This is a genomic window from Desulfovibrio sp. GTC20076 (genome assembly GCF_055385905.1).
This window is the reverse complement of record NZ_AP039366.1, coordinates 1,861,075-1,886,083: the sequence shown is the minus strand read 5'-3', so window position 1 is coordinate 1,886,083 and position 25,009 is coordinate 1,861,075. Positions and strand designations below refer to the sequence as shown.

Below are 25,009 nucleotides of genomic sequence, written 5' to 3'. Positions count from 1 at the left end.
AAGGCTTCCGCTCTAAAAGATAACTACGCTAAAAAGCCCCGACCGGTCTGCGGTCGGGGCTTTTTGATATTTGTGCCCATGTCCTGTGCCTGTGTGGAATCAGGCCGGCAGCACAGCCAGCAAGCACAGCTTATTTTCCCCAGATGCTCAGCAACGGTCTGGCGGCCAGCAGTTGGTCCAGAGGCATGTCTACCTTTTGCGCTCCGGCCGCCCAGGGCGCTACCTGGTATGGCTGAAAATTGATGCGCACTCCCTGTGGGGTCAGGGTAAGGCTGGCGAAATTTTCCGGTACGGGGTTAAGCCCCGTGCGCAGCATCTGTTCCTGCCGCATGCCGCCAAGACGCCGGGAAAGCTCGTTGTACGACCATTCGGACATGAGGCTCAACGCTGCATCAGGATCTTCGAAAAGGTCCACAAGGCCAAGTCGTTGTCCCGTAAGCAGGCTGTAATTGAGGGTCATGACGTCAAGGTTGCCGTGCGCACCGCCGGTATAGGTCCAGACTTCAAAGGTAATGCTCAGTCCTGCGGGCGAGGGGGCGGTAATGCTGTAAGATGCCCACAGTTCGTAAGGCGGGTGTTCTCCATCAAGGCCAGGGCCTGTAGAAAGGCCCGCCGCGCTACTGCTTTGATCGAAAGCCGTGGCAATGCCCGTGACCCACTGGCGGATGTCGCCGTCGATCTGTTTACTGCCCACGGAAGGATAGCTGATATTGATCACGGGGCTGCCCGGTTCGTTATGGACAAGCTGATGCTCGATAATGCCGGGTCTGCGCGCGCCGGAAATAATGGCAGCGGCGCTGTCGCGGGCGGACTGCTCCGCAGTGTCGGCACTGTCCTGTCCGGCGGCGTTGGTTCCGGGGGCATGGGCGTGATTTTCGGGCGCGGTATGCCCGGCAGGCTGTATGGGATGTGCGACATCGCCGTCAGGGGCGATTTCCGTCACATCAGCGATGGCTGTGAATTCTTGTGAAAGGGCGGGGGATGGCGTCTGCTGGTCCGGCATACGGGCCGCTTCGGCCGCTCTTTCTCCAAGCAGCAAGACCAAGAGCAGAAGAGACAAAAGGCGCGGCATGGATATAATACCTTGATAACCAGTAAAATGTGAAGGCGAAACTGCTTGCCCGAGGTACCGTTCCATACGTGCTCTCCGGCCATGCAGGCCGTTGATGCAAAAGTGCGGGCGGCGGCCTTGCCCCGCCCGCAACAGTATACATGCTTTGATTAAACTTTGAAGCCCTTGCGAAGTTCCCAGGTCTGCCGCCAGTTCTTGACAAGCAGAATCACCGCCAGCACAAGGTATACCTTGGCGTAAAACAGGTGCAGACGCAACGGGTCGTGGGGCAGGCCCAGAAGGCTCTCCAGATGCACCTCGTATAGCGGCGAAAGCAGCTGGAGGCTGAAGAGCAGCAGCAGCCACACGGCCTCACGCACATGCAGGCGCAGGTCCAGCAGCAGGGCCACGGCGAAGAGAGACTGCCCGGCTGTGAGTAATATTTCCTGAAACTGGTGTGTGTCAAGGTTTATGGCAGGGCTGAGGCCACCGGAAGAAACCGCGTATACACCGGGTATCATGCCAACCAGCAGGGTCCATTGATTAAGTTTTGACGAAAGCAGGCAGCCCAGGGCCAGTCCGGCGTTGCCTCGCGAGGCGAACATGACGGCCACGATAAATTCCGGCGCTTCCGAAGCCAGGGGGGCGATCCATTGTACCAGAAGAAATTCGTTGATATTCAACTGTTTTCCGCTGGCAACAAGCCCTTCGCTGAAAGATTCGGCATTGCCCAGAATAACTAGGGCCGAAAAAATAAAAATAGCCCCCACAGTGCGCAGCCGTATTTTTTTTGCCAGCCTGGCAAGAACTTCGGCCGGGCCTTCCAGTTCTTCTTCCTCCACGGGGCGGCGCATGATGATAAGTATATACCACACGTAAATGCCCAGAAGAACCAGACCGTCCACCCAGGTCAGTGAACCCTTGATGGGGATGAACAGGGCATAAATCGTGGCCATGGCCAGAAAAAGCACGTCGGTGCGTTTGTCGTCGTTGAGGGTTACCGCCGAGTGAAAGCGCCCGGCAAAGATCAGCACGATGGCCGACCAGCCCACGCCGATAAGCAGCCTGTTGGCGCCGGTCATATTGGCGATGGCATAGTGCGAATAGGGGCTTTCGGGATGCTGGCCGGCCATCCAGGTAAAGTACATGTCCACCGCATATTCGGGCAGCACGGCGATAAAGGCCACCACAGCCACTGCCACGGCCTGCGGCATGTCCATCTGCGCCACTTCACAGGCCCAGGTGAGCAGAAAGGATGCGCCGAGAATGGCCATGCCTGAAAGCAGCGTCACGATAAACGGAGAAATGTCCGGCGGAGCCAGATGCAGGGCAAGACCGGGAATGGTCATGAGCACTGCCAAAATGTAGGGCCGTAGGGCGCGTATGTTCATGATGTCTCCTTAAAAATAAAAAAAGACCTTGGCGTTGACGCCAAGGTCTCACTAATCGGCTTACCGACGGCGGCACCAGGCCCGAAAGCCATGCTGTTGATACCGCCCGGGTTTCAAGAACCCAGTTACTCCCCTTGTAGCAGCCAGCCTATAGCCACTCAGCAACGCTGTCAACAATAAGAGCTCTTTCCAGGCACACGTTTTTTGTCAGCGCGGCAAGGGCAGCGGCGGCCCCTTGCCAGCGCCGGGGCCTGCAGATAGTATAAAAAGGATTCGTGCCCATCTTTTGAGTTTACCGAGGAGAGTCTAGTGAACATTACCTGCCCGCGTTGCGGCTTCAGCCGCCAAGTGCCCGCCGACCGTCTGCCTGCGCGCGCGGTCATCGCCACCTGCCCCCATTGCGCCTGCCGCTTCCGTTTCGGGCCGTCCACGGGGGAACACGAAGTTCTGCCGGACGCGCCACAGGCGGAGCAGCAGGAAACCGCACACGGGGGCAATGCCGGTACACCTGCTGCTTCGGCTCAGGATGCCGCGCCAGATGTGGACGGACCTTCTCCTGCGCGCGGCCCTGAAGAAGACGATCCGCTGCCCCCCGGCGCCATTGTGCCGGGTTCCTCTCCCGGGACTTCCGGCCGGTCGGGTCGGGCAGGACAGGAAGCGCACGAGGAGTACAGCAGCAGGGAAGAAACTTCTGCGGGCGAAACGCGGCCTTTTGACCCGCGCAGCGCCAGAGGGGAAGAACATGCTGAGGAAGACCCCCGTGCCGCAGCCAGTCGCGCCTATGAACGTGAATACGGGCGCTATGGAACCAGGGGCGGCGCGGGAGGCGAGAACGGCAGCGTACATGACGACCGTGACATACATGACGCCCACGGTGCCCGTAATGAGCGTAATGCTCGTAACGAGTATGGCCGTAACGCCGAAGACGGGGGGGATCCCTATGGCGGACACGGCTATGATGACGAATATGACCATGCGGAAAGCGGCATCCCCTGGGAAACAGCCCCCGAACCGGATGGGTGGATAGCGGCATTTTACCAGACCTGCATGCGGGTCATGTTCGGAGCGCAACGCTTTTTCAGTCAGGTGCAGCCCGGTTCGCCGCAGATGCGCGCCCTGATTTTCTATCTGCTGGTGAGTGTGGTACAGGTTGTTGTGGAACGTGTCTGGTCGGGTGTGTTCATGTCGCTCATGGCCCCCAGTGCCGCCTCGGACCCGCAGCTTGAAAAGATGCTGGTCATGCTTTCGCCGCAGATGAGCCTGCCGATGGTCATGCTTATAAAAACGGGCATGTCCGTCATTCAGCTGTATGTGCTCAGCGCACTCATAAATTTTACCTATGGCTTTGTGCGCGGCAACCGCACCGACTTCAGCCAGGTGTTTCAGGTGATGGCCTATTCCGCAGCGCCCACCCTGCTGTGTGTGGTTCCCCTGCTGGGGTCTCTTGTGGGTTTTGTCTGGATGGTGGCCTGCGTGCTGATAGGCTGCCGCGCGGCCCTCAAGCTTACCTGGCCGCAGACCCTTATGGGGCTTGCTCCGGTGGTGCTACTGCTCGCCCCCCTGATTTTGCAGATTTTTCAGGCGGCACGGATGTAGGCCTGAAGCATGGCGTTTGCCCCCAATAGGCATCGCCGCCCGGCTGTTTCTTTGTGGACGGCCGGGCGGCGATACTTTTCAGCGCCGGTCGGCGCCTGCCGGGTTGCCGTATCCTGTCGTGCTGAAAGTCCCTGTTTGGCACGTTTCTGGCATCTGACAGGAAAATGGCACACACTGTGCCGCCCCACAGCGTTGGGGCATGCGGGGGCTTTTAACGGGAACGGCATTTCATCAGCTACAGTAGCCGCCGGTCAGCAGTTGGCAAGGTGAATGCCAGCAGCAGCGTGCGGCGGCCCCGGCCAGGAGAAAATATGCATACCTGCCTGAAATTTTCCGGAACGTGGCGTGAACAGGGCCTTGCAGCATGTGCATGGCCGCTGGCACGCATGGTCATGACCGTGGCGCTGGGCCTGCTGCTTTTTTTGCTTTGGGGCTGCTCGCGTGCTCCTGACGACAGCCGCCGTACCTATGATTTTACCGGCGACCTGAGCACGCCCATACAGGTGCAGGTCAACAATTTTGTGCGGCGGCAGCCTCCGGCCATCTACGTGCGTCCCATGGAGCCTCTGGGCTATCGCCCGACCGCGCTTTTTGTGCCTTTGCGGGCCGTGCAGCAGATCAAGGACCCCGTGACCTTCAGCACTATGTTTTCACGCCAGATCTGGCAGGTGTGGCTGTCGCTCAACGCTTTTTCGGCGCTTGAGTATGACGCCAAGGCCGGGCCTTTTGACCCGCAGCGCGCCCTTGCTCTTGCGCGTGCACGCGGGGCCGACATGCTGGTGGGCGGGTACATCAACCATTATATGGACGGTGGTTCCGGTGGCACCAGTTCGCTTTCGCTGGCCATTGAGGTGTATGACGCCAAAAGCGGTACGCTGCTGTGGTCCATGGCTCAGGGAGGGCTTATGGATGCCCGGCAGGTTCACGATTTTTATCTGTTCTCCATCACGGAAGTTAACCCTGAGGATCCCGCAGGCCTCATAGCCCGCGCCCTTGCCTGGGACATGGGGCGTCAGGTACTGGGATGGGTGGACCCGAGCCGTCCGGCAGGCAGGGAATCTTCGTGGACGGACATGCTGAAGTCCAAGGCATTCTGAGGGGTGTGCGCCTGCCCCTGCTCAAGCCCCCGGAACCTGTTGCCGGGGGCTTTTTGCGATGTGGCTTGCCTGCGCGGGTTTTTTTTGAGAAGTATCAGGACCTGAACAGAACAGCAAAGGAAGACCTCATGACCAAGGAACCCACGGAACGGCGCAAGGCCCGTCTGCTTGAAGTGCTGGCCCACCGCCAGCCGGACCTCACCCTGGTGCTGGCAAATATTCACGATCCGCATAATGTTTCAGCTATTTATCGTTCGTGCGATGCCTTTGGCGTCAGCCGCGTCAACCTGTATTATACCAATACGCCTTTTCCCGCGCTTGGGCGCAAGACATCGGCCTCCGCCAGAAAATGGGTGGAGAGCGCGCGCCACAAAGACAGCGCAGCGCTTATGGAAAGCCTGCGCGGGCAAAACATGCAGGTGCTGGCCACATCCTGCTCGCCCACGGCCCGTCCGCTGCGCGACTGGGATTTTACCCGTCCCACAGCCGTCATTATGGGCAACGAGCACAGCGGTGTAGAACCGGAACTGTTGCAGATGGCCGATGGCGAGCTTTATATCCCCATGTACGGGATGATCCAGAGTTTTAACGTATCTGTGGCGGCGGCCATTATTTTGTCCGAGGCTGCCCGTCAGCGGGAGGCCGCAGGCATGTACGCCACGCCGCGCATGGCTGCTGCGGCTCTGGAGGAAAAACTGCAGGAATGGCTGGAGAAATAGCCCGTTGCAGTCACGGAGTTTTTACCGCGCCGCTTTCCCGATGATATGTGCCGGAGAAAGCGGCGCGGCCGTTTGTGGCGGCACGCCTGCCTGCGGGTACGGTACGGGGGCTGCCGCCATACCACGGCGTGACCGTCCGGCTTCAGTCAGCCGCAAGCTCGGCCACAATGCGGCAGGGCAGGCCGGTGCTGCCCTCAAGGCGCAGGGGAAAGGTTCTGACCACAAACGTTTTTGCCCCTGCGGCAGTGCACAGTGCTCCAAGATTGTAGACGTTTTCCACCACAAATGTACCGGCTTCCGCACAGAAGAGGTCGGCTTTCCTGTGTTCTCCGGGCAGGCGCACTCCGGCGCAGTCTACTCCGATCATGGCCACACCCTGTTGCGTCAGGTTTTCCAGCAGCTCCCAGGCAAGCTCCACCGGAGTGTGAACGTAAGCCTTGTCGGCATATGCATGCTCTTCCAGCACGCCTGTGCGCAGAAACACAAAATCTTCTGCCTCAATGTCCTGCATGGGCAGGTCACTTGCCGTTATGTCGCGGCCCCTCACGTGGCGTACGTCAAATACCCGTCCCTGCCGTGTAAAATATTCCTGGGGCCAGGCTTTGCCCATAAGGTCAAGGTGGGTTCCCACATGGCCAAAAAGCTCCAGGGCAGGGTGTGGCAGGGTGGCAGTGGTGGCGGAAAGGGCGTCAAAAGTTTTTCGTGTCAACGGAAGGCTCAGGTCAATAAGCATTGCTTCTCCTTTTACTGCATATTTGTTTCCCGGGAAACAATGTAGGCATGTTTTGCTTCCTGGTCAACAAAAAGATGTTACACTGTTGCCCGAGCAAGCACAGGGAGAGGATATGTCTGAAAAAGAACAGTTAAGGCAGAGAGTTATCAACGGTCTTGTGCATCTTTCCCAGAGGATGGAAGAAGTGAACGGGCTGTTTGACAAGGCCGGCAACAATCTTGCGCAGGTGGAGCTTGGCGGGCTGATTTTGACAGAAATGCACTTTCTGGCCCTTATTGCAGGCGATGAGCCGGTCAACGGTGTCGCCGCAGCCAGAAAACTGGGGATGACGCGGGGCGGTATTTCAAAAATGGCGGCCAGGTTGCAGGTGGGGGGCTTTGTTCAACCGCGCAGGCTCCCCGGCGATAAGAAAAGCCTGTTGTACGAGCTGACGGACAAGGGGCGGCGGGCTGCGGACACGCACCGCACACTGCACAATCTGGCAGAAGATCTTTTATGGGAGCGCCTCAAGGCCAGCCCGGAAGAAGAGCTGGAGCGCTTTGCCCGCATGCTGGCCCGCACGGCAGAGGCCCTGGGCGAAGCAAACAGGCAGGTGCGCATCAATGCCACGGCCCTGCTGGCGGGTGAAAAAAAATAGTCCCTCCGGGGGGAGGGACCTGATGGATTGCGGCGTTTGCGGTTAGTGGCGGATCGCCCGAAATGCCCTGTTACTGCATTTCACTATGCGGCTGCACATGCTTTTCAAAGTTTTTGCCGTTCCACTGATAGCCGATATCGTTGGCTACCGGCACATGGGCCATGCCTGTGCTTGTCCAGAACAGGGGCTGCGCCCGCAGGCCGCCAAGGCCAAGGCAGATCATGACGGTGGCCTGAACGTCCGGCGGCAGTTTCTGGTCCTTGCCCAAAAATTCTTCCACAGGCGGCTCTGGTGGTGTGTCCACAGGCACAAGGCGGCCAGAGGCGTCCATGCGCCATAATTCTACCGTGCATACGGGGCCGCCCAGCGTGCCGACGGCCGCATCCACGGCGTCGCTGCCGTTATGCCGGAAAAGGCGCAGGGCTACGGCCACATCATGAAAAGGAAGGGTGGCGAAAACCATGATATCTTCGGTTTCTCCGGCCACTTCCCAAAAATCGGCCTGCCCGTTGACGAGCAGTTTCTGCTTTTCAACAGAGCCGAGGCCTTCAGGGGTATTTTCAAAAATACTTTCGGGCAGGGCGGCAAAAACTTCTCTGGCGCTGCGCTCATGCCCGACGGCAGCCGCGGCACAGTGGAGTGTCAGGGTGGTTGTCAGGGCGAGGGCCAGAACAAGAAAAACAGTGCGTGAGCGCTGGCGAAACATAGCATACTCCCTCCGCAAGACAGTTTGATGGACTTGCGGTTCGTAAAAATTTTTATACCGTGTTTGCCATTGTTTGTCCACGCAGGAACAAATAAGTTCTTTCATATTGATTTAGTAATGAAAACAGGCTATTAATTACATTCATTCCTGTTAGTCGCGTATGGGCGCGGCATCACCATCTTGCCAAGCGGCCCTGCCGCGCTTACATATGCCCGCATGAACACCAGCACCAACAAGTCCTGCATACATATCGAAAAGGCCCGTCAGCACAACCTTAAAAACATCAGCCTGGACATCCCGCGGGATGAGCTGGTGGTCATTTGCGGGCCTTCAGGCTCGGGAAAGTCCACTCTGGCCTTTGACATCGTGTACGCCGAGGGGCAGCGCCGCTATGTGGAGTCCTTATCGGCCTACGCCCGTCAGTTTCTGCCCCAGATGGACAAGCCCGATGTGGAAAAAATAGAAGGGCTTTCACCCGCCATTTCTCTTGAGCAGCAGAGCGTTTCGCGCAATCCGCGCTCTACCGTGGGTACGGTGACGGAAATTTACGACTTTCTGCGCGTTTTTTTCGCCCGGCTGGGGCGTATGTACTGCCCCCAGTGCGGCCGGCCCATCGAAGCCCGCGCTGCTGATGAAATCATCGCTGATATTCTTGCCCTGCCCCAGGGTACAAAATTTATGGTGCTGGCCCCTCTTGTGGAACTGCAGAAAGGTACGCATCAGGACAAGTTTAAAAAACTCAAGGCTGAAGGCTTTGCCCGTGTGCGCGTCAATGGGGCCTTTCACACGCTGGATGACGTGCCCGCTCTCGATAAAAACAAAAAACACAGCATTGACCTTGTGGTGGACCGTCTGGTCAATAAAGAGGGCCTGCGCGGGCGTCTGGCCGACTCGGTGGAGCTGGCCCTGCGCTACGGCGAAGGGCGGCTTGTAATCCACCTGCCCGACAGGGCTGCCGCCGGTGAAGAGGCCGACACCGTGCACTCCACCTCATCTGTGTGCACGCACTGCCGCATTTCCCTGCCAGCGCCCAGCCCCCAGCTCTTTTCTTTCAACGGCCCCCAAGGAGCCTGCCCACGCTGCGTGGGACTTGGCGGGGTGGACTATTTCGAGCCGCGCCTGGTCGCACCCAATATGGGGCTTTCGCTGAACACGGGAGTGCTTCTGCCTTGGGCCACGGGCAAGATGTTCAGCCGTTATGAAGAGGCGCTCAAGGCGCTGGGCAAGCGTTTCAGGTTCAGCCTGTCCACACCGCTGGAAGAATTTTCTGAAGACGCCCTGGCTGCGCTTTTTTATGGCGAGGACGAACACGGCAGACCTGCGCGTTCTTCTCAGGGCCTGCGCCGTAACTGGATGGGCGGCAATGTGGCCCTGGGGGCCGGCGGCGACTACCAGAGCGAGCATTTTACCGAGGCCAGAAGTGCCGGAGATGTAAGCGTAACTGCAAAACGCTGGCCCGGCGTGATTCCCCTGCTGGAAAGCGGTATGCAGTACGGCGATGCCTGGCGCGAAGCGCTTTCACGCTACCGCCAGACCATGGACTGTCCGGACTGCAAGGGCGCGCGGCTCAATGTCAACGCGCTTTCGGTGCGTGTGGACGATCTGAATATTGCGGATTTTTGCAATCTTTCGGTGGAGCGCGCCCTGGAATGGCTGGACAGGCGCACGTTCACGGGGCGCCATGTGGTTATTGCCGAGCCGCTCATGAAAGAGCTGACCCACCGTTTGTCCTTCATGCGCAGCGTGGGGCTGGAATATCTTTCGCTGGGGCGCTCCATGTCCACCCTTTCCGGTGGCGAGGCGCAGCGCATCCGGCTGGCAAGCCAGCTCGGCTCCGGCCTTGTAGGGGTGACCTATGTGCTGGACGAGCCGTCCATCGGTCTGCATCCGCGCGACAATGAGCGGCTGCTGGGTACGCTGCGCTCGCTTCAGGCTCGTGGCAATACGGTGCTGGTGGTGGAGCATGACGAGGCCACCATCTGCGAGGCTGATACGGTTATCGAGCTTGGTCCCGGTTCCGGTGCGCACGGCGGGGACATCATGTTTCAGGGCAAGGTGGACGATCTGCTTTCTCAGGCAGATACGCTGACGGCCCGCTATCTGCGTGGCGACGACACCATCGCTCTGCCCGATGCCCGGCGTGAGCCGCAGGGCGAGCTGGTGCTGCACAACGTGACCACCAACAACCTGCGCAATGTGGAATGCCGCATTCCCCTTGGCGTACTGACCTGCGTGACGGGCGTTTCCGGCTCGGGAAAAAGCTCGCTGGTGGTTGATACACTCTACAAGCATCTGGCCCTGAACCTGGGCCTGCGCGTGGACCAGCCCGGCACCATCGGCGGCCTGGCATATGAGGGCGGGGCTGCCCCTGTGGAGCGAATCGTGGCGATCGACCAGACGCCCATCGGACGTACCCCGCGCTCGAATCCGGCCACCTATACAAAAATATTTGACGAAATACGCAATATTTTTTCCATGACGCAGGACGCCCGCAAACGCGGCTACAAGCCGGGGCGTTTCAGCTTTAACGTGCGCGGCGGGCGTTGCGAAGCCTGCGGCGGCGATGGGCAGATACGGGTGGAAATGCACTTTTTGCCTGACGTTTACGTTACCTGTGACGTGTGCAAGGGCAAGCGCTATAATCACGAAACCCTTGAGGTGCGCTACAAGGGCCTGAATATCGCTGAGGTACTCAACCTTACCGTGCGGCAGGCCAGGGAACTGTTTGAAAACTATCCCGCGCTGGAGCGTCGCCTGGCAGTGCTGGAAGAAGTGGGGCTGGAATACCTGCGGCTCGGGCAGCCCGCCACCACACTTTCCGGGGGCGAGGCCCAGCGCATCAAGATCTCGCGCGAACTGGGCAAGCGTTCCCTGCCCGGAACCATGTACATCCTGGACGAACCGACCACGGGCCTGCACATGCACGAAGTGGGCAAGCTCATCAAGGTGCTGCACGCTCTGGTGGACAAGGGAGCCAGTGTGGTGGTCATCGAGCATAATACCGACATGATTCTGGCTTCGGACCATGTTCTTGATATGGGACCGGGCGGTGGAGAAAACGGCGGGCTGATTGTTTCCGCAGGTACCCCCGAGGCCATCGTGGCTGACCCCCAGTCCGTCACCGGGCGTTTTCTTATGCAGGAACGGCTGGACAGGATAAAGCGGCGCAAAAGCTGAGCGCACAGCGCACCGTACAGTCAGGATTGCACGGCGCGTGATGCAGGCAGCCGTGTGCGTAGATGCCGGGTGCTGCTCCGTGAAAATCCGGTACTGCAAAGATCAGGGAGTGGAAATATTGGGGGGCAATATCACAGGGACATTTTTTACACCGGTCGCGTCCCATATGGGCCAATTCCGGCGTAAAAAAGGCCTCTCCTTGTCCCTGGCAACACATACGTGTGTTGAAAATATGTTCTGACCAGATAACGATGATGGATATAAAGGAACCACCCGCGTAAGCGGGTGGTTCCGGTTTGGGGACAGTGCCAGAGGAGGGGTGAGGCTATGGGACTGAGAAATACAGGCTACAGCTTGCCCACCAGGTCAAGGCCGGGCTTAAGGGTGGACTTGCCGGGCTTCCAGCGGGCGGGGCATACCTGATCGCCGTGCTGGGCCACAAACTGGGCTGCTTCAAGCTTGCGCAGCAGCTCTTCGGCATTGCGGCCGATGCCGAGGTCGTGCACTTCGTAAGCTTTGATGATGCCTTCGGGGTTTACAATAAAGCTGCCGCGCAGGGCCTGACCGGCCTCTTCAATCAGCACATGAAAAGCGCGTGAAAGGGTGCCCGCACTGTCGGACAGCATGGGGTATCTGATTTTGGCTATGCTTGGGGAAGCATCGGCCCAGGCTTTATGCACAAAGGCGCTGTCTGTAGAGACAGAGTAAATTTCGCAATTGAGTTTTTTGAAGTCTTCGTAGGTGTCCGACAGGTCTTCAAGCTCTGTGGGGCATACAAAAGTAAAGTCGGCAGGGTAGAAAAAGAAAATGGACCAGTGCCCCAGCAGGTCTGTGTCGCATACATTTTTCAGCTCACCCAGGTGATATGCCTGCACATTGAAGGGTTCAACCTTGGAATTGATCAGATTTGCCATATTATTTTCCTTGCAGGCGGAACGCGCGTACGGCTCCGGAAAAGGTTGTGAATCGTCCTGTTTGAAAACAGTATTCAATCCTAATAAAAATGTCAAGTCTGTTGTAAAAATCCAGTGCAGCCAATGAAAAAAACTATGGCTGTACTCTTTGATTTTAAACCTTATATACAGGCTAGCGAACGGGAAGCAAAGGGGCAAGGCCTTCACGCTGTAGGGATTACCGGGATTTAAGCCCGTGACAGGTTCTTGTAATTCATTGCTTTTTGTTTGAAAGTGCGTCACAAGTAAGGATGCATTATCTGAACATTTCAACATAACGGACTCGAAAAACTCGCGCTTTGTTTTTCTTGGCATGAACGTGGAAAATATTTTACATTGCTCCCGGGGGTAGGCAATTATGACAGCAACACAGCTTAACGCCTGCCTGGCGGACTTTCTGGAGTTCATGAACCGCAAGGGCCTGAACACCACATCGCAACGGCGCATCATAGCCGAAGCCTTTTTTGAGCTGCCGGGCCACCACTCTCTTGAAGAGTTTTATCAACACATCCTGCAGCGCGATCCGGGTATCGGGCAAACTACAGTATACCGTACCCTCAAGCTGCTCTGTGACGCCGGTATGGCTATGGAAATTCACTTCAGCGACGGAATCACCCGCTATGAAGTAGCTAGGCCCGACAGTCACCACGACCATCTGGTCTGTCTGCAGTGCGGCAAGATCGTGGAAATCTGCGATCCACGCATTGAAACACTTCAGCGTGAAATGGCCGAAAAATACGGCTTCAGGTTGCGGGGCCATGTACACAACCTGTACGGCCTGTGCGAAATGTGCCGTACCCAGGCCGCTGAAGAAGACAAGTAAGAGTTTCATGCGGTTGCGGCAGGGGTGCAGCCTGCGTACCGCATGAAACTGCTTGCTGCTGGCGCAACAGGCTCGCCTGTTGCGGTCCCTTACGCAGCCGTCACATGTTTGTGGCCGTGAGTGGCTGGCAAAAACTACGGCCTGCGCCTGGTTTTGTCGCGGCGCAGGGATTTGGTGCGTCCTTGTTCGGGCGGCAGTGCGCTCGAAGCTGTTTCTGCTTTTCTTTATCCTTGAATATCCGTGCCGATTGGGTACAAAATGCGTTTATGCCATCGCGAGATAAAAATCGGCTTTTTACGAACTTGACTTTCATTTTCGATAAGAGCACTATGCAAGCGTGAGGTGATCTGAGATGGACATACAACTGATTATCGTGGCGCTCTGTATTGCAGCCGCAGCTTTTTTTGTTATCAGGCGTATGGTGCGCGCCATGCGCAAGGGCCAGTGCGGTTGTGGCTGCGACAGTGGTTGCGGCAGCACTGACCGTTCGCGGGAAATGTCCTGCTGCTGCACGGGGAAAAGCGCGGATGACGATGAGGCCCGGCGTCTGGAGTCTGCCCGCATCGATTCCGGGCATAAACCCGAAGAGCGCCAATAGGTTCTACACAGGCCGCTTCCTGCCGTTTTTTGTGGAACAGCCTATTTTTTCAGGCCGCCTGCGCGGTCATATACGGCCGCTATTTTCGGCCATTCACGGCTGGATGCCGTTGCTGCCGGAGCCTTTCCATCGGCAAAAGCGGTCAGCCTTGCCAGACAACGCCCCCTCCGCCCGTGTCTGCGCCGCCGTGCGGCGTTGGATAGCGGGAAAGTAAAGGCCCCGGAATATTCCGGGGCCTTTCAACATGTGTGGCCTGTTTTGGGGTGGATTTGCCGAGAAGCATCAGATTGCGCCAGTGAGGCACAGAAAAGCCGTTGTACTGCCCGGGGTGGTACGGGTATCCACCGCAGATTTTCCGTCGATTCCGCAGGTTCTTTGCGGTTGCGCCATGCAGTTCCAGCGTTCGCCGGCGGTGTTTTGTTTCCGGTTTTTCCGTTTGTTCAGGACAAAGATTTTCCGGCATCAAACGTGAGGCTGCGGAACCAGTCCGGCACGGGTACGGGGCGGCCTTCGGCGTTGACCAGAGCGTGCTGGGTCATGCCGGTAGCCAGAAGGCGCTTCTTGTCCTCGCTCCATATCTCATATACAAAGCGCATTGAGGCTCGCCCCCATTCGCTGATGCCCGCCCGCACCAACACAAGGTCGTCATAGCGGGCAGACGAGCGGTAGCGGCACTGGGCCTCGCGAACCGGCAGGATGATGCCTTTCTTCTCCACCTCGGCGTAGCTCATGCCGCAGCGGCGGATGTACTCGCTGCGGGCACGCTCGAAAAGGTGCAGATATTCAGCATAATAAAGAACGCCCATTGTATCAGTTTCACCATATGAAACGCGATGGGGCATCCAGATATCAGGAGTGGGGAACTCTTCATGCACGCGAATGCTCCTTGTTTATATGCACCTTGCACTTGTGGCGCGGTCGACCGGCCCTGTGGGGTCAGACCGGTTCTGGCGGCGCTGCTGCTCATGTGTCTTCTGCTCGGGGCCTGCGGCAAAAAGGTGGCCCCGCCTTCTCCAGAACCCGTGGGACCGCCCGTGGCTTTTGAAAGCCCGGAATTTTTTGTAAGCTGCCTGAAGCCTGTCAATCAGGACCTGACCAGCTGGAAAGATATGGCTCCTACCGTGCGCAAGTCTTTGCGCTATGTCAACAGCAAGCCCGCCACGGCCATTGCCGTGCAACGCCCGGGGTTGACCGTGACCTGGGGCGAGCTTTCGCGCACGTTGACCCGGCTGCAGGAGCTTTTGCCCCGTCTGGACAGGGAACCGGAGCTTTTTCTGGCAAACTTCCGCTGGGTGGAAGTGCCTGACGGCATAAAATATTCGGGCTATTACGAACCTGTGGTGCGCGCCAGTCGCACACGCAAGCCAGGGTATACCCAGGCCATCTACGGGTTGCCGCCGGACCTCAAAAAGGTGGCGGCCAAGCGCGGGCGCTACTATGACCGTCGCACCATTGAAGAAAAACAGATACTGGCCGGCAAAGGCCTGGAACTGGCCTGGGCCGCCGACCCCGTGGACGTATTTTTTCTGGAAATTCAGGGTTCAGGCCGACTGGTTTTTGACGACGGAACCCAGGCCTATATCAACTATGCAGGTCAGAACGGCCACAAGTATAAAAGTTCCGGACGCATCATGCGTGAAAAGGGCCTGCTCCGGGAAGGGCATATATTTGAGCAGCGCCAGTGGTTCAAGGATAATCCGCAGCGTGTGCGCGAGATACTGAACGAAAACCCCAGCTATGTCTTTTTTCGGTACGGAACCCGGGGACCAACCGGGGCCACGGGGCAGGTGGTGGACGAGTGGCTGTCGCTGGCTACGGACCGCACCTTCATCCCTTTGGGCTCTGTTGTGGCTTACGGCGTGAACATTCCTGACCAGCAGCGCGGCAAGGTCCCGCTGCGCGGTATCGGCTTTGCCCAGGATGTGGGGGGCGCCATCAAGAAAAACCGTATAGACGTGTTTTGTGGCGGTGAGGAAAGAGGCAATTATGTGGCCAGTCATCTGGATGCCAGAGGCCCGGCCTGGGTATTGCTGGCAAAATAAAAAACGGACGTCTTGGGCCGGTTGAGGCAAAGCCCGTTTGCAGCCTAGGGAGCATTATCCCCAGGCTGCAAACGGGCTTTTGTATGCTTGAATGTTTTCAGCGCTCTTCAGCGTGTGTTCAGTCTTTGGGCCTGTCGCCGATGGCGGCGGTGATCTGTGCTTCCGCAGCCAGCTTGCCATCTACAAAGGCGCGTGCTTCCATCTTGCAAAGTTTGAGTTTCATGCGGATGTTGGAACACTCGAGGTCCAGGCGATCGCCGGGGACCACTTGACGGCGGAACTTGACGCCGTCAAGCCCGGTGAAGAGAAAAAGCTTGTCGTCCAGGTCGCCCATGCCTGATGCAGCCAGCAGGCCGCCTGTCTGGGCCAGGGCCTCAAGAATGAGCACACCGGGCATAATGGGCGCGCCGGGAAAATGCCCCTGAAAAAACGGCTCGTTGAATGTGATGTTTTTGTACGCCTTGATATGCGAACCGGCAACGCATTCCACCACCCTGTCCACCAGCAGGAAGGGGTAGCGGTGGGGCAGCAGGCGCAAGATGCGCTGTATGTCCATGCTCTGGCTCTGTGGAACTGAATCCTGCATATTGTTCTGGCCTCCTGGCGAATTTGGCGTGTGTGTGACGGCGGCATCGCCCCTGCGGCGCTTTGCCTTGCGCCCACTGGAAGTTTTTATCTTTGTGATGTATGCGCAATGCTTGCTAGAGGTTCATCCGGCTGTTCGGCTGCACAGATGATCGCACAGGTGCGCCATCAATGAACGCATCGTGGCAGGCGCCTTGCCCGCGCAGCCTTCAGAACAATGGAAGGCGGCATTGCTGCAAAAAAAAGCCTCTCGCCCCGTCAGGGTCGAGAGGCCGTGTCGCTTTATTGCGGGGGCTTATTTTTTGCCGCCCTTGTCGTTCTTCTTTTCTTTGTAAAGTCTGTTCACTTCGGTGAGCACGTCCTGGGTCAGGTCCATTGACTGGTCGGCATACAGAACGCCGCCCGCGGTCACGTCCACCACAAAGTTGAAGCCCTTGGTGCGGGCCACTTCATAGGTAGCGCTGAAGACCAGGGTCACCATGTCCTGACGCAGCTTCACTTCTTCCTGCTCAACCTTGCGCAGGAAGTTGCGGGTCTTCTGGTCCAGGTCCTGTTTGGCGCGGATGAACTCCAGCTTTTTTTCTTCGCTGACCTTGGGATTTTTGAGCGATTCGGCCTTTTTCTTCAGGGCTTCGCCCTGCTTTTCCAGTTCGGCGCGTTCTTTGCCGAACTTCTGTTCCATCTGCTTTTTGGCGGCCTCGGCGGGTTCGCTCTGCGTGGCCACAGTTTGCATGTCCACTACGCCAATCTTGGCGGCGGGCACGGCGTTGCTGTCAGCCGCAAGGGCCGCTCCGGCCATGAGCATGCAAACCGCTACGGTCATCATCAAAACCTTGCGCATGTAAAGTACTCCTTCCCCGATTGCTGTTTTTATATTCGTCCTTGCGGAATTGGGATGACCCTTGCGCCGTAAGAAACTTGTATAACACTGTTTTTTGTGTATGGCCCATGCGCTGCACAAGCCGGGACCGGACCTTGCCGCGCCAGTGTAACTGGGCTTTATTTTTGCTGATACGACAGCACGGCATACATTTGAAATCCCTGCATCACATAGCATCGGCGCTTTCGGGCGTCAAGGAATTCTGGGCAGTCCGCCTTTTAAGCAGTCTGTCTTTGTATGCAAGTATGCCTTCAGCCAGTCCCTCGGCCAGTGCAAGACGATATTTGGCATTGGCGAGATTGCGGGCTTCGGCGGCATGGGTGCAATAGCCAAGTTCCACCAGCACAGCGGGCATTTGTGCACCGAGCAGTACGTGAAACGGCGCAGACTTGACCCCGTTGTTGCGGACGGCATACTCTCGTTTTTTCAGGCGGAACATGCTAAGTCGCTGAATATCCTGTGCAAGCCTGCGTGATTCGTCAACTCTGGCATTGAGCATAACATCGGCCAGCATTTTCTGCATGTCGCCCAGGCGATGGTCGCTGCCAGAGTTTTCAAGGGCGGCCACCTGGGCGGCCTCGCTGTTGCTTGCCAGGTCAAGGTAGTAAGTTTCAAAGCCGTTTACGGAGGGGTCTTCATTGGCATTGACATGAATGGACACAAAGATGTCCGCCCCGGCGGCATTGGCTCTGGTTGTCCGCTCCCGCAGTGAAAGGCCTGTATCCCTGGTGCGGCTGTACACTACGTCCACACCGTTGGCCTGCAGGAGGCGCCCCAGGGTCAGGGCCACGTCCAGGGTGATGGCACGTTCGAGAATGCCGTTATGATTGGTTCCGGGATCGCGTCCGCCGTGTCCTGCATCAATGAAGACCGTGCGCAGAGTCAGGCCGAGCTGACGGGCCATATCGTTGACCTGGCGGGAGTCCGGCAAGGGGGTTTCACGGGTCGGCGCAGGTTTGCCCTGCTCGGCAAAGGCCGCGCCGGATGCCTTGCGCGGAGGCAGGGGAGTGTTGCCCGCAGCCACGCGCAAGACGATGCGGCACGGGTTGCTTTCCACCTGGGTGTCAAAGCGTCGCACATCCCTGAAGCTGAACTGCATGACCGCGCCGCCGCCCTTGCGGTCACGCACGCGTACCGACTGCAACAGGCTGCCCTTGATGGTCACGCCCTGGCGGACATCCTTTACGACCGAAGCATTTTCCAGCTCGATATACAGGCTGGATGGAGCGCCTTTTTTCCCTTCCACAAGTTTTGCGTTGTAGCGGGCCGGAGAGGACAGCTCAAGCACGATTTCGACAGCGTTTTTGTTCAGGGAGTTCCACGAGAGCATATGTACTTCAGGTGAAACCGCTGCGGGCGGAGTAGGGTCTGCCTTGCCTGCCTGGGCTGCGCCGGACTGCCCTGTGAGGCGCGCGCGCATATCTTTGGCCTGGGGCAGCATGTCGCCGTGAGAATAGAGTGTGGCGATGGCGTCCAGCAGTTCCAGAGCTTCTGCAGTCTGGTTCAGCCGGTCGGCATCAATGATGGCCGCGCGCAGAAGTGCATCGTCAGCCAGGGCGCTTTTGGGAAATTCCTGGGCCAGGCTGAGGTACAGGTCGCGGGCTTGCCTGTACTCGGCAGGCAGGTGCGAGCAGTCCGCCAGCGCTTCCTGGCTTGCAGCCGCGCGAAAGAGCGCGCCAGGCGAAATGGCCCAGTTTTTACGGCTCTGATAGATACGCAAAAATTCTGCGGCCAGCTCTTCCCACGGCTGCCGCCAGCAGGAACGCACCTTGTCGGCGCGCAAGGCCTCCATATCAGCCTTGGCTTTGCGGTAGCGCGGCAGAAGCTGGTTTTGCGGCAGAGGAGCCGCCAAGGCCGCCGCAAGGCCGGGAGTGGCAGCGGCGACCTGTGCTGCGGAGGGGGCAGCGTTTGCGGCAGGGGAATTGCCGCCTTGTGCAGCCGGGGCCGGCTGGTCTTCAACGGCAGCCTTGTTTTCAGCCACTGCCACCTGGCGGGCTTCCGGCGCGGTGCGCCCCTGCGCGGAGGCCAGCAGGGTCTTTTCCAGCGCCAGAGCCTCGGGCAGCATGTCGCCCTTGGGGTACTGGCTTTTGATCCGCCCGATCAGTTCCAGCGCGCCCTTGTCGTCTTTAAGCCACGCGGCGCGAAGCTTGGCGGCGTGAAACAGCGCATCGTCGGCAAGGCGGCTGTCTGCATGGCGCAGGGCAACGGATTCGTAGCATTCGATGGCCTTGCGGGCATCGGCTTTGGCAAAGGAGCGGCGGGCGAGTTCTTCAAGGCTTTCCGCAGCGCGGAAGAGGGCGGCGGGCCGATTGGGCCAGCCGGGGTCAGCATCATAGATTGCACGGAATTCTGCGGCCAGCTTTTCCCACGGCTCGCGCTGGCCCGAGCGCTTGGCATCCATGCGCAGGCTTTCAATGCCCGCCTTGGCGGTATCGTAGCGTTTGGCTGTGGGAGGCAGGGAGGTGTAGCCCGTATCGTAAAAGCAGACCACCAGCAGGCAAAGGGCCAGCAAAAAGGCCAGGGGAGGCGCAAGCCGCCTGAGACCGCTTCTGGTCGAGGGCTGGGGTCGGGGGCTTTTTGCTTTGCGGGCCACGGAGACTCCTTGCTTGTCCTTGCGGCGCGTCCGTCAAGCTTATGACATGGCACGGCGCGTGAAAAATTCCTTATAGCCCTTGTGGGGCAGGTAATTCAGACTGTCGCAATCTTGCGCGCATGGCAAAAGACTGCGTATGTTTTGTTATTTGCATAAAGCATGCCGAAAAAATACACAACCGGAGGTCAAACGCATGCCTGCCCAATCAGTGGGTGTAGTCCATAATCCGTATGGAATCTCCAACGGCGCGGGTCACGACCTCACGCATTTTTCTGGCAAACGGGCAGGGGTAGCCAATGGGCGTACCTTTTTGAATACAGGACGCGAAGACAATGGTGTCGGCGCCGCGTTTAACGAGTTCCTGAGCGCGGAGCACGACTTTTTTGCCGGGACAGCCGCCGCAGGAAATGAAGCCCGTGATATTGATGTCCTCTTCAATACCCTCGAATGCCCCTTTTCTTTCGCGCACCATCTTGAAATCCGTGCTGCCCGGGCAGAAATCTTCTGTTTGCATGCATCTGATAATGCCGATGTCCATTATTTTCTCCATCAGGCGTGTCATATAAGGTGAGCAGAAAACTGAAAAGACGTGAAGCCTGGCCGGACCGCCGCACCGCAATGAAAACACTGCGGGGGAGAAGCCTTGACCTGCAAGGTTTCTCCCCCGTGGATGTTACGTCTGAACGGCTGCAAGCCGTGTGGGCATACTGTTCATCTATTCCGGATACCGTCCAGGGGATGGCTCCAAGTCCGGCTCAAACCCGGCCTAAAAGAACTGCCCCATGCTGAATTCGATTCTGCCCGGAGGCATTTCCTTATCGTAATCCTGCACCAGGGGGATGCCGTAAGCTATGCGCAGGTCGCCCATGGGAGAGCGCCAGCGCAGCTCCAGGCCGGTAGAGGCGACGATGTATCTGTCCCATTCGTCGCCCATGGTCTTGGAGTCAATGTTGAAGCCGGTGTCCACAAAGGGTACCAGAGCAAGCCCCAGGTCTTTCTGGAATGTCCAGATGTACTCCAGGTTGCCGACAGCCATGCGGTCGCCGCCGATCTGTTCGTTGCCGTGCTTGTAGTCGCGGGGCGAAAGGTCGGAGTAGCTGTAGCCGCGGATGGTGTCCATGCCGCCGACCCAGAAACGTTCAAACACGGGGACCCTGTCACTGGTGTTCTGGAACACACCGCCCACGCGTCCACGCAGGTGGACAGTGTTTTGCGGGTTGAAGGACCAGAAACCCTGCCAGTCGGCCACGCTCTTGACGAAGTTGTCTGTACCGCCAAGGCCGCCGCCGCCGTATTCAGCCCACAGGCGGGCAATGGTTCCCTTGGTGGGGCGTTCCTTGCTGTCGGTGGTATCGCGCAGGATGCGGCCCGAAACGGCACTGGTCCAGTTGATGCCCTTGTAGTCCTTGATGTAGGGCGAGCTGTTGTCAGCCACATCGTACAGGTGGTAGCGCTCAAGGCGATAGCCCACGCCCACGGACGTGTACTCGCCGATGGGGTAGCCGAAGCGCACGGTGTCGCCTATGGTATCCTTGGTGAAGTTGTCCCAGTAGTCGTGGGTGTAATAGATGTCGTTGCCGAACGAAAGGTCGGTATCGTACACACGCGGGTTGGTGAAGGACAGGGTTCCCGATGTGCGCCGCCAGGAGAAGAAGCCCTGGAGCTGCAGCCAGTAGCCGCGGCCGAAGAGGTTGCGCTCCATAATGGAGGCCGTGACGCCCACGTCATAGTAGCTGGAGTAGCCGATACCGCCCATGATGGCGCCGGTATTGGTTTCCTTGACCTTGACCTTGAGGTCCACTTCGTCTTCCTGCCCGGTGGGGATAAGTTCCATATCCACGACAGAGAAGTACCGCAGGCGGTTCAGGCGTTCGTTGGAGCGGCGCAGTTTGGCCCCTTCATACATGTCGCCGTCGCCCAGGCGCATTTCGCGCAGGATGACGTTGTCGCGCGTTTTGGTATTGCCTTCAACCACCAGGCGGCGGATGAAGACCTTCTGCTTTTTGTTGATCAGGTAGCCTACGTCCACCTGGTCGCTGCCGTCTTCTGCCTTGATGAGCTTGGTGTCCACCTCGGCGAAGGCGTAACCGTAGTCGGCGTAGTGGTCTGTCAGGCGCTTGGAGTCTTCCTGCATGACCGTCAGGGAGAAGTAGTCATTGGACTTTTTCCAGTCATCCATCTGCACCACTTCGAGCATATTGTCTTCGCTGTCGATGACGTCTCCGGCAAAGACCACGTTGCGCACGGTATAACGGGGACCTTCGTTGACCACAAAGGTGACGTAGATGCCATCGTCCTTGTAGTCTACCTGAGGTGCGCCGACCTGGATGTCGATGTAGCCTTCATTGAGGCCGTAGGCCGCAATGGCGTTGGTATCGCGCTCGAGGTATTCCTCTTTGAGCACGCCCGAGCCGGTGAGCCAGGAGAAAATGCCCCGCGGCTTGAGGGCAAGGTATTTGTCAAGGTCGCCCCGGCTGAGCTTGTTGAGGCCCTCGATGTTCACTTCTTTGACGTAGAGCTTGTTGCCCTCGTCCACAGTGATGACCAGCACTGCACCGCGCCCGCTCTGGCGGTCTTCAAGACGGTAATTGACCTTGGCAAGGTAATAGCCTTCCTTGCGGTACAGTTCGGTAATTTTTTGCAGGTCGTCGGAAAGCACCTGCTCGTTGAGCACGTTACCGGTTCTTGTGCCCATGGCGGCAATGACGTCTTCCTGGTCCACACCTTTGGACCCTTCGACAATGATGTTGTCGATGCGGGGTTTTTCCACCACGGTGAAGACCAGCACGTTGCCTTCAAGGCTGGCCTGCACATCGCTGAAATATCCCATTTCCCAGATGCGCTTCACTTCCTCGTTGATGGCGTGGGCATCGGGGGTGTCACCTTTGCGGATGGTCAGGCGCATGAGTACGGTATCCGGATCCATAACGCTCATACCGCGAACCTGTACATCGGCCAGGCCGCCCTTGGCCGCCGTGGGCGTACCCATGGGCACAAGGCCGGGGCCGTCGTCGCCGGACTGCGGGGCGGCGGGGGCAGCGCTGGCTCCCGTGAGTTCCGCAGCGCGTCCGGCCAGGGTGCTGGCGCAGTCGCTGAGGGCTACGAGCGAGTTGCGCTCAAAACCTGCGGGTACGGCTTCGCCCTGCTGCACGGGCACAAGGCGCGTATCCATGTTGAAGCCGTCGCCAAGCTGGTTGAAGCTGCCGTAAATGACAAGCTGCGCTCCGGCCTGACGGCCCAGGGCGCGCGCCGTGGCAAGGTCAATGGTTTCACCGCTGCTGCGTTGCAGTTGCCGCGCCGTATTCATAGGCACAACGCGCATGCCGCTTTGCTTGAGCTGGTCAGTGATGATCTGGGGTACGTCCTGAGCGGCATTGGGCATTTCCGGTCCGGCATTTACCTGAAAGGGCAGCACCAGAACAAGAGGCCCCTGTGACGCGCCGGCCTCGCGGGGCATAAGCTGGACGGCGCATACCAGAGCGGTGACGCAAAGAATGTTAGACAGGATATTACGCAAGATTTTTTTCATACAGTGTCCCCGCTTTCAGTTCCAGGATGCGGCCCATACCCGCGGCCAGTTCCCGATTATGCGTCACGACCACGAGAGTCATGCCCAGCTCGCGGTTAAGTTCATTCATAAGCGCGCCCACCTGCTCTCCGGTATGTTCGTCCAGATTGCCGGTGGGTTCGTCAGCCAACAGCACGCGCGGGCGCATCAGCACCGAGCGGGCGATGGCTACCCTTTGCCGCTCGCCGCCGGAAAGTGTGGCTACCTTGCCGTCCATACGGGCCGCAAGGCCGACGCGTTCAAGCATTTCCCGGGCCTTGGGCATAACGGCTGACTGGCGTTCACCGCCGATGATGGCCGGCATTGCCACGTTTTCCACTGCCGAAAACTCCGGCAAAAGGTGATGAAACTGAAAAACGAAGCCCAGGGTTTTATTGCGGAAGGCCGCTTTCTGGTCAGGTGTCATGTGGGCCATGTCCTGCCCGTCAAAATAGACGGCGCCCGTACTTGGAGTATCAAGAGCACCCATAAGATGCAAGAGGGTGCTTTTGCCCGAACCGGAAGCCCCCACAATGGCAAGAGCTTCGCCTTCGTTCACAACCAGGCTGATATCTTTGAGAATTTCAAGATTTTCCCCGGGTGCGGAAAAAATTTTGTTCACATCGGAAAATTTGTAGAGTGCAGACATGGCTACTCGTAGCGCAGGGCTTCCGCCGGTTCAAGGCGGGCCGCCTGGCGGGCCGGGTAAAGTGTGGCCAGAAAGCACAGCAGCATGGCGCTGGCCCCCACGATGAGCACATCGCTGAGGGTGATGCTGATGGGCAGGTGGTCGAGAGTATACACGTTTTCAGGCAGCTTGATGAACTGGTAGCGCTTGAGCAGCCAGCCCACTGTAAGGCCGAGCACATAGCCCAGCAGCGTACCGATAACGCCGATGATGCTGCCCTGGAACATGAAGATGCGGCGTATCATGCCGCGTGTGGCCCCCATGGACATCATGATGGCGATGTCGCGTGTTTTTTCCATCACCAGCATGACAAGAGACGTCACAATGGAGAAAGAACCAATAAGCACCACCATGGTCAGCAGGATGAACATGCCTATCTTTTCCAGCTTGAGGGCTGCAAAGAGGTTGGCGTTCATTTCCATCCACGAGCGCACATAAAAGGGCGATCCCAGTTCGGTGGCTACGCGGCTGGATATCTGATCGGCCTTGAAGAGGTCGTTCACGGTCAGTTCCACGCCCGAAAGATATTTTTCGGGCAGGCCGAGCACATCGCGGGCTGCGGAAAGATGCACGAACGCCAGGGACGAGTCGTATTCAAACATGCCTGTCTTGAAGACGCCCACCACCTCGAAGGGGCGGATGCGCGGCGCGTAGCCCGATGCGGTCTTCTGCCCGGACGGGGAGAGCAGGTTCACCCGGCTGCCTACCGTAAGGCCAAGGCGCTTGGCCAGTTCTTCACCGATGATAAGGCCGGGCGCGCCTTCTTTTTGCAGGTCGGCAGCAGAACCGGAACGCATCTGGCGCAGCATGGAGAGCACACGCGGCCCGGATTCAGGGTCAATGCCGCGCAGTACCACGCCCTTTACGCCGTTGGCAGTTGAAAGCATCACCTCGGTATAGACAAAGGGGGTGGCCCCGGTAACGCCCTTGATGGAACGGATGCGCTCCAGCAGGCCGTCATCGTTTTCAAAGGCCGAGGGCAGATAGGACATGACTATGGCGTGTGAATTGGCGCCGAGGATCTTGTCCCGCATATCGGTGGTCATGCCGTTGTACACGCCAAGCACCACCACCAGCGCGCCAACGCCGAGTGCCACGCCCAGAATGGACATGAGCGATATGATGTAGATGAAGGTCTGCTTGCGTCTTGAAAACAAATAGCGCAAGGCCACGAAGAGTTCGAACGACATTTG

At 58.3% G+C, this 25,009-nt stretch carries 21 protein-coding genes; 8 read left to right on the top strand and 13 right to left on the bottom strand.

Annotated features, from left to right (window positions below):
- Nucleotides 1-130: 130 nt before the first annotated feature.
- Together ACZ495_RS08340 and ACZ495_RS08335 are read right to left on the bottom strand one after the other, a co-directional pair.
- Complete coding sequence (locus tag ACZ495_RS08340; RefSeq protein ID WP_464262042.1) at nucleotides 131-1,138, bottom strand: DUF3298 and DUF4163 domain-containing protein; 1,008 nt, start codon at nucleotides 1,136-1,138, stop codon at nucleotides 131-133.
- A gap of 83 nt (nucleotides 1,139-1,221) precedes the next feature.
- Nucleotides 1,222-2,442: a sodium/hydrogen exchanger gene (locus ACZ495_RS08335; protein ID WP_012624230.1), complete on the bottom strand. Its 1,221-nt coding sequence runs from the start codon at nucleotides 2,440-2,442 to the stop codon at nucleotides 1,222-1,224.
- A 309-nt stretch (nucleotides 2,443-2,751) separates the two neighbouring features.
- On the opposite strand from ACZ495_RS08335, the gene ACZ495_RS08330 reads away from it, so the two are divergent.
- The 3 genes from ACZ495_RS08330 to ACZ495_RS08320 all read left to right on the top strand — a co-directional run bounded on the left by ACZ495_RS08330 (nucleotide 2,752) and on the right by ACZ495_RS08320 (nucleotide 5,854).
- Nucleotides 2,752-4,038 (top strand): YIP1 family protein, encoded by a 1,287-nt coding sequence (locus ACZ495_RS08330; protein ID WP_012624231.1) that lies wholly within the window; start codon nucleotides 2,752-2,754, stop codon nucleotides 4,036-4,038.
- A 311-nt stretch (nucleotides 4,039-4,349) separates the two neighbouring features.
- Nucleotides 4,350-5,135 (top strand): hypothetical protein, encoded by a 786-nt coding sequence (locus ACZ495_RS08325; RefSeq protein ID WP_012624232.1) that lies wholly within the window; start codon nucleotides 4,350-4,352, stop codon nucleotides 5,133-5,135.
- 128 nt (nucleotides 5,136-5,263) lie between these two features.
- Entirely contained in the window at nucleotides 5,264-5,854 is a 591-nt protein-coding gene (locus tag ACZ495_RS08320; protein ID WP_041723871.1) for a TrmH family RNA methyltransferase, read from the top strand.
- A 142-nt stretch (nucleotides 5,855-5,996) separates the two neighbouring features.
- On the opposite strand, the gene ACZ495_RS08315 is transcribed toward ACZ495_RS08320, so the two are convergent.
- Nucleotides 5,997-6,587, bottom strand: coding sequence for a cyclase family protein (locus ACZ495_RS08315; protein ID WP_012624234.1), 591 nt, complete (start codon nucleotides 6,585-6,587; stop codon nucleotides 5,997-5,999).
- A gap of 112 nt (nucleotides 6,588-6,699) precedes the next feature.
- Between ACZ495_RS08315 and ACZ495_RS08310 the strand changes: the two genes are divergently transcribed.
- On the top strand, nucleotides 6,700-7,224 hold the full coding sequence (locus tag ACZ495_RS08310; RefSeq protein WP_296986458.1) for a MarR family winged helix-turn-helix transcriptional regulator: 525 nt from the start codon (nucleotides 6,700-6,702) through the stop codon (nucleotides 7,222-7,224).
- A gap of 70 nt (nucleotides 7,225-7,294) precedes the next feature.
- Here the strand turns inward: ACZ495_RS08310 and ACZ495_RS08305 are convergent, their stop codons facing one another.
- Nucleotides 7,295-7,930, bottom strand: a complete 636-nt coding sequence (locus ACZ495_RS08305) for a hypothetical protein (protein WP_012624236.1) — start codon at nucleotides 7,928-7,930, stop codon at nucleotides 7,295-7,297.
- A 216-nt stretch (nucleotides 7,931-8,146) separates the two neighbouring features.
- Between ACZ495_RS08305 and uvrA the strand changes: the two genes are divergently transcribed.
- A complete protein-coding gene (gene uvrA, locus ACZ495_RS08300; RefSeq protein WP_012624237.1) occupies nucleotides 8,147-11,107 on the top strand; it encodes an excinuclease ABC subunit UvrA in 2,961 nt (986 codons plus the stop codon).
- A gap of 347 nt (nucleotides 11,108-11,454) precedes the next feature.
- Here the strand turns inward: uvrA and ahpC are convergent, their stop codons facing one another.
- Complete coding sequence (gene ahpC / locus ACZ495_RS08295; RefSeq protein ID WP_012624238.1) at nucleotides 11,455-12,021, bottom strand: alkyl hydroperoxide reductase subunit C; 567 nt, start codon at nucleotides 12,019-12,021, stop codon at nucleotides 11,455-11,457.
- Between the two features lie 397 nt (nucleotides 12,022-12,418).
- Here ahpC and ACZ495_RS08290 point away from each other — a divergent pair, with 397 nt between their 5' ends.
- Both ACZ495_RS08290 and ACZ495_RS08285 read left to right on the top strand, forming a co-directional pair.
- Nucleotides 12,419-12,883, top strand: a complete 465-nt coding sequence (locus ACZ495_RS08290; protein WP_012624239.1) for a Fur family transcriptional regulator — start codon at nucleotides 12,419-12,421, stop codon at nucleotides 12,881-12,883.
- Between the two features lie 352 nt (nucleotides 12,884-13,235).
- Nucleotides 13,236-13,481 (top strand): FeoB-associated Cys-rich membrane protein, encoded by a 246-nt coding sequence (locus ACZ495_RS08285; RefSeq protein WP_012624240.1) that lies wholly within the window; start codon nucleotides 13,236-13,238, stop codon nucleotides 13,479-13,481.
- A gap of 440 nt (nucleotides 13,482-13,921) precedes the next feature.
- Here the strand turns inward: ACZ495_RS08285 and ACZ495_RS08280 are convergent, their stop codons facing one another.
- Complete coding sequence (locus tag ACZ495_RS08280) at nucleotides 13,922-14,323, bottom strand: acyl-CoA thioesterase (protein ID WP_041723875.1); 402 nt, start codon at nucleotides 14,321-14,323, stop codon at nucleotides 13,922-13,924.
- Nucleotides 14,324-14,446: 123 nt separating this feature from the next.
- On the opposite strand from ACZ495_RS08280, the gene ACZ495_RS08275 reads away from it, so the two are divergent.
- Entirely contained in the window at nucleotides 14,447-15,523 is a 1,077-nt protein-coding gene (locus tag ACZ495_RS08275; protein WP_012624242.1) for an MltA domain-containing protein, read from the top strand.
- A gap of 118 nt (nucleotides 15,524-15,641) precedes the next feature.
- On the opposite strand, the gene fabZ is transcribed toward ACZ495_RS08275, so the two are convergent.
- The 7 genes from fabZ to ACZ495_RS08240 form a co-directional block, all read right to left on the bottom strand.
- On the bottom strand, nucleotides 15,642-16,109 hold the full coding sequence (gene fabZ / locus ACZ495_RS08270; protein ID WP_012624243.1) for a 3-hydroxyacyl-ACP dehydratase FabZ: 468 nt from the start codon (nucleotides 16,107-16,109) through the stop codon (nucleotides 15,642-15,644).
- Nucleotides 16,110-16,403: 294 nt separating this feature from the next.
- Nucleotides 16,404-16,949, bottom strand: coding sequence for an OmpH/Skp family outer membrane protein (locus ACZ495_RS08265; protein WP_012624244.1), 546 nt, complete (start codon nucleotides 16,947-16,949; stop codon nucleotides 16,404-16,406).
- 205 nt (nucleotides 16,950-17,154) lie between these two features.
- Nucleotides 17,155-19,581: an N-acetylmuramoyl-L-alanine amidase gene (locus ACZ495_RS08260; RefSeq protein WP_464262041.1), complete on the bottom strand. Its 2,427-nt coding sequence runs from the start codon at nucleotides 19,579-19,581 to the stop codon at nucleotides 17,155-17,157.
- 205 nt (nucleotides 19,582-19,786) lie between these two features.
- A complete protein-coding gene (locus ACZ495_RS08255) occupies nucleotides 19,787-20,119 on the bottom strand; it encodes a CGGC domain-containing protein (protein WP_394026259.1) in 333 nt (110 codons plus the stop codon).
- Nucleotides 20,120-20,347: 228 nt separating this feature from the next.
- Nucleotides 20,348-23,110, bottom strand: a complete 2,763-nt coding sequence (bamA, locus tag ACZ495_RS08250; protein WP_464262040.1) for an outer membrane protein assembly factor BamA — start codon at nucleotides 23,108-23,110, stop codon at nucleotides 20,348-20,350.
- Nucleotides 23,091-23,777 carry an ABC transporter ATP-binding protein gene (locus ACZ495_RS08245; RefSeq protein ID WP_012624248.1) on the bottom strand — a complete coding sequence of 229 codons (687 nt, stop codon included), beginning with the start codon at nucleotides 23,775-23,777 and terminating at the stop codon, nucleotides 23,091-23,093. The genes bamA and ACZ495_RS08245 overlap by 20 nt, the downstream gene beginning before the upstream one ends.
- Before the next feature lie 2 nt (nucleotides 23,778-23,779).
- The gene (locus ACZ495_RS08240; RefSeq protein WP_072311774.1) at nucleotides 23,780-25,006 is read right to left on the bottom strand and encodes a lipoprotein-releasing ABC transporter permease subunit; all 1,227 of its coding nucleotides are present in this window, start codon (nucleotides 25,004-25,006) and stop codon (nucleotides 23,780-23,782) included.
- Nucleotides 25,007-25,009: the final 3 nt, after the last annotated feature.

Bases quoted from the DNA above. Each gene is read 5' to 3' on its own strand.
- ACZ495_RS08340 (WP_464262042.1), bottom strand. From the start codon at position 1,138: ATGGAACGGTACCTCGGGCAAGCAGTTTCGCCTTCACATTTTACTGGT.
- ACZ495_RS08335 (WP_012624230.1), bottom strand. From the start codon at position 2,442: ATGAACATACGCGCCCTACGGCCCTACATTTTGGCAGTGCTCATGACC.
- ACZ495_RS08325 (WP_012624232.1), top strand. From the start codon at position 4,350: ATGCATACCTGCCTGAAATTTTCCGGAACGTGGCGTGAACAGGGCCTT.
- ACZ495_RS08320 (WP_041723871.1), top strand. From the start codon at position 5,264: ATGACCAAGGAACCCACGGAACGGCGCAAGGCCCGTCTGCTTGAAGTG.
- ACZ495_RS08315 (WP_012624234.1), bottom strand. From the start codon at position 6,587: ATGCTTATTGACCTGAGCCTTCCGTTGACACGAAAAACTTTTGACGCC.
- ACZ495_RS08310 (WP_296986458.1), top strand. From the start codon at position 6,700: ATGTCTGAAAAAGAACAGTTAAGGCAGAGAGTTATCAACGGTCTTGTG.
- ACZ495_RS08305 (WP_012624236.1), bottom strand. From the start codon at position 7,930: ATGTTTCGCCAGCGCTCACGCACTGTTTTTCTTGTTCTGGCCCTCGCC.
- uvrA (WP_012624237.1), top strand. From the start codon at position 8,147: ATGAACACCAGCACCAACAAGTCCTGCATACATATCGAAAAGGCCCGT.
- ahpC (WP_012624238.1), bottom strand. From the start codon at position 12,021: ATGGCAAATCTGATCAATTCCAAGGTTGAACCCTTCAATGTGCAGGCA.
- ACZ495_RS08290 (WP_012624239.1), top strand. From the start codon at position 12,419: ATGACAGCAACACAGCTTAACGCCTGCCTGGCGGACTTTCTGGAGTTC.
- ACZ495_RS08285 (WP_012624240.1), top strand. From the start codon at position 13,236: ATGGACATACAACTGATTATCGTGGCGCTCTGTATTGCAGCCGCAGCT.
- ACZ495_RS08280 (WP_041723875.1), bottom strand. From the start codon at position 14,323: ATGCCCCATCGCGTTTCATATGGTGAAACTGATACAATGGGCGTTCTT.
- ACZ495_RS08275 (WP_012624242.1), top strand. From the start codon at position 14,447: ATGTGTCTTCTGCTCGGGGCCTGCGGCAAAAAGGTGGCCCCGCCTTCT.
- fabZ (WP_012624243.1), bottom strand. From the start codon at position 16,109: ATGCAGGATTCAGTTCCACAGAGCCAGAGCATGGACATACAGCGCATC.
- ACZ495_RS08265 (WP_012624244.1), bottom strand. From the start codon at position 16,949: ATGCGCAAGGTTTTGATGATGACCGTAGCGGTTTGCATGCTCATGGCC.
- ACZ495_RS08255 (WP_394026259.1), bottom strand. From the start codon at position 20,119: ATGGACATCGGCATTATCAGATGCATGCAAACAGAAGATTTCTGCCCG.
- bamA (WP_464262040.1), bottom strand. From the start codon at position 23,110: ATGAAAAAAATCTTGCGTAATATCCTGTCTAACATTCTTTGCGTCACC.
- ACZ495_RS08245 (WP_012624248.1), bottom strand. From the start codon at position 23,777: ATGTCTGCACTCTACAAATTTTCCGATGTGAACAAAATTTTTTCCGCA.
- ACZ495_RS08240 (WP_072311774.1), bottom strand. From the start codon at position 25,006: ATGTCGTTCGAACTCTTCGTGGCCTTGCGCTATTTGTTTTCAAGACGC.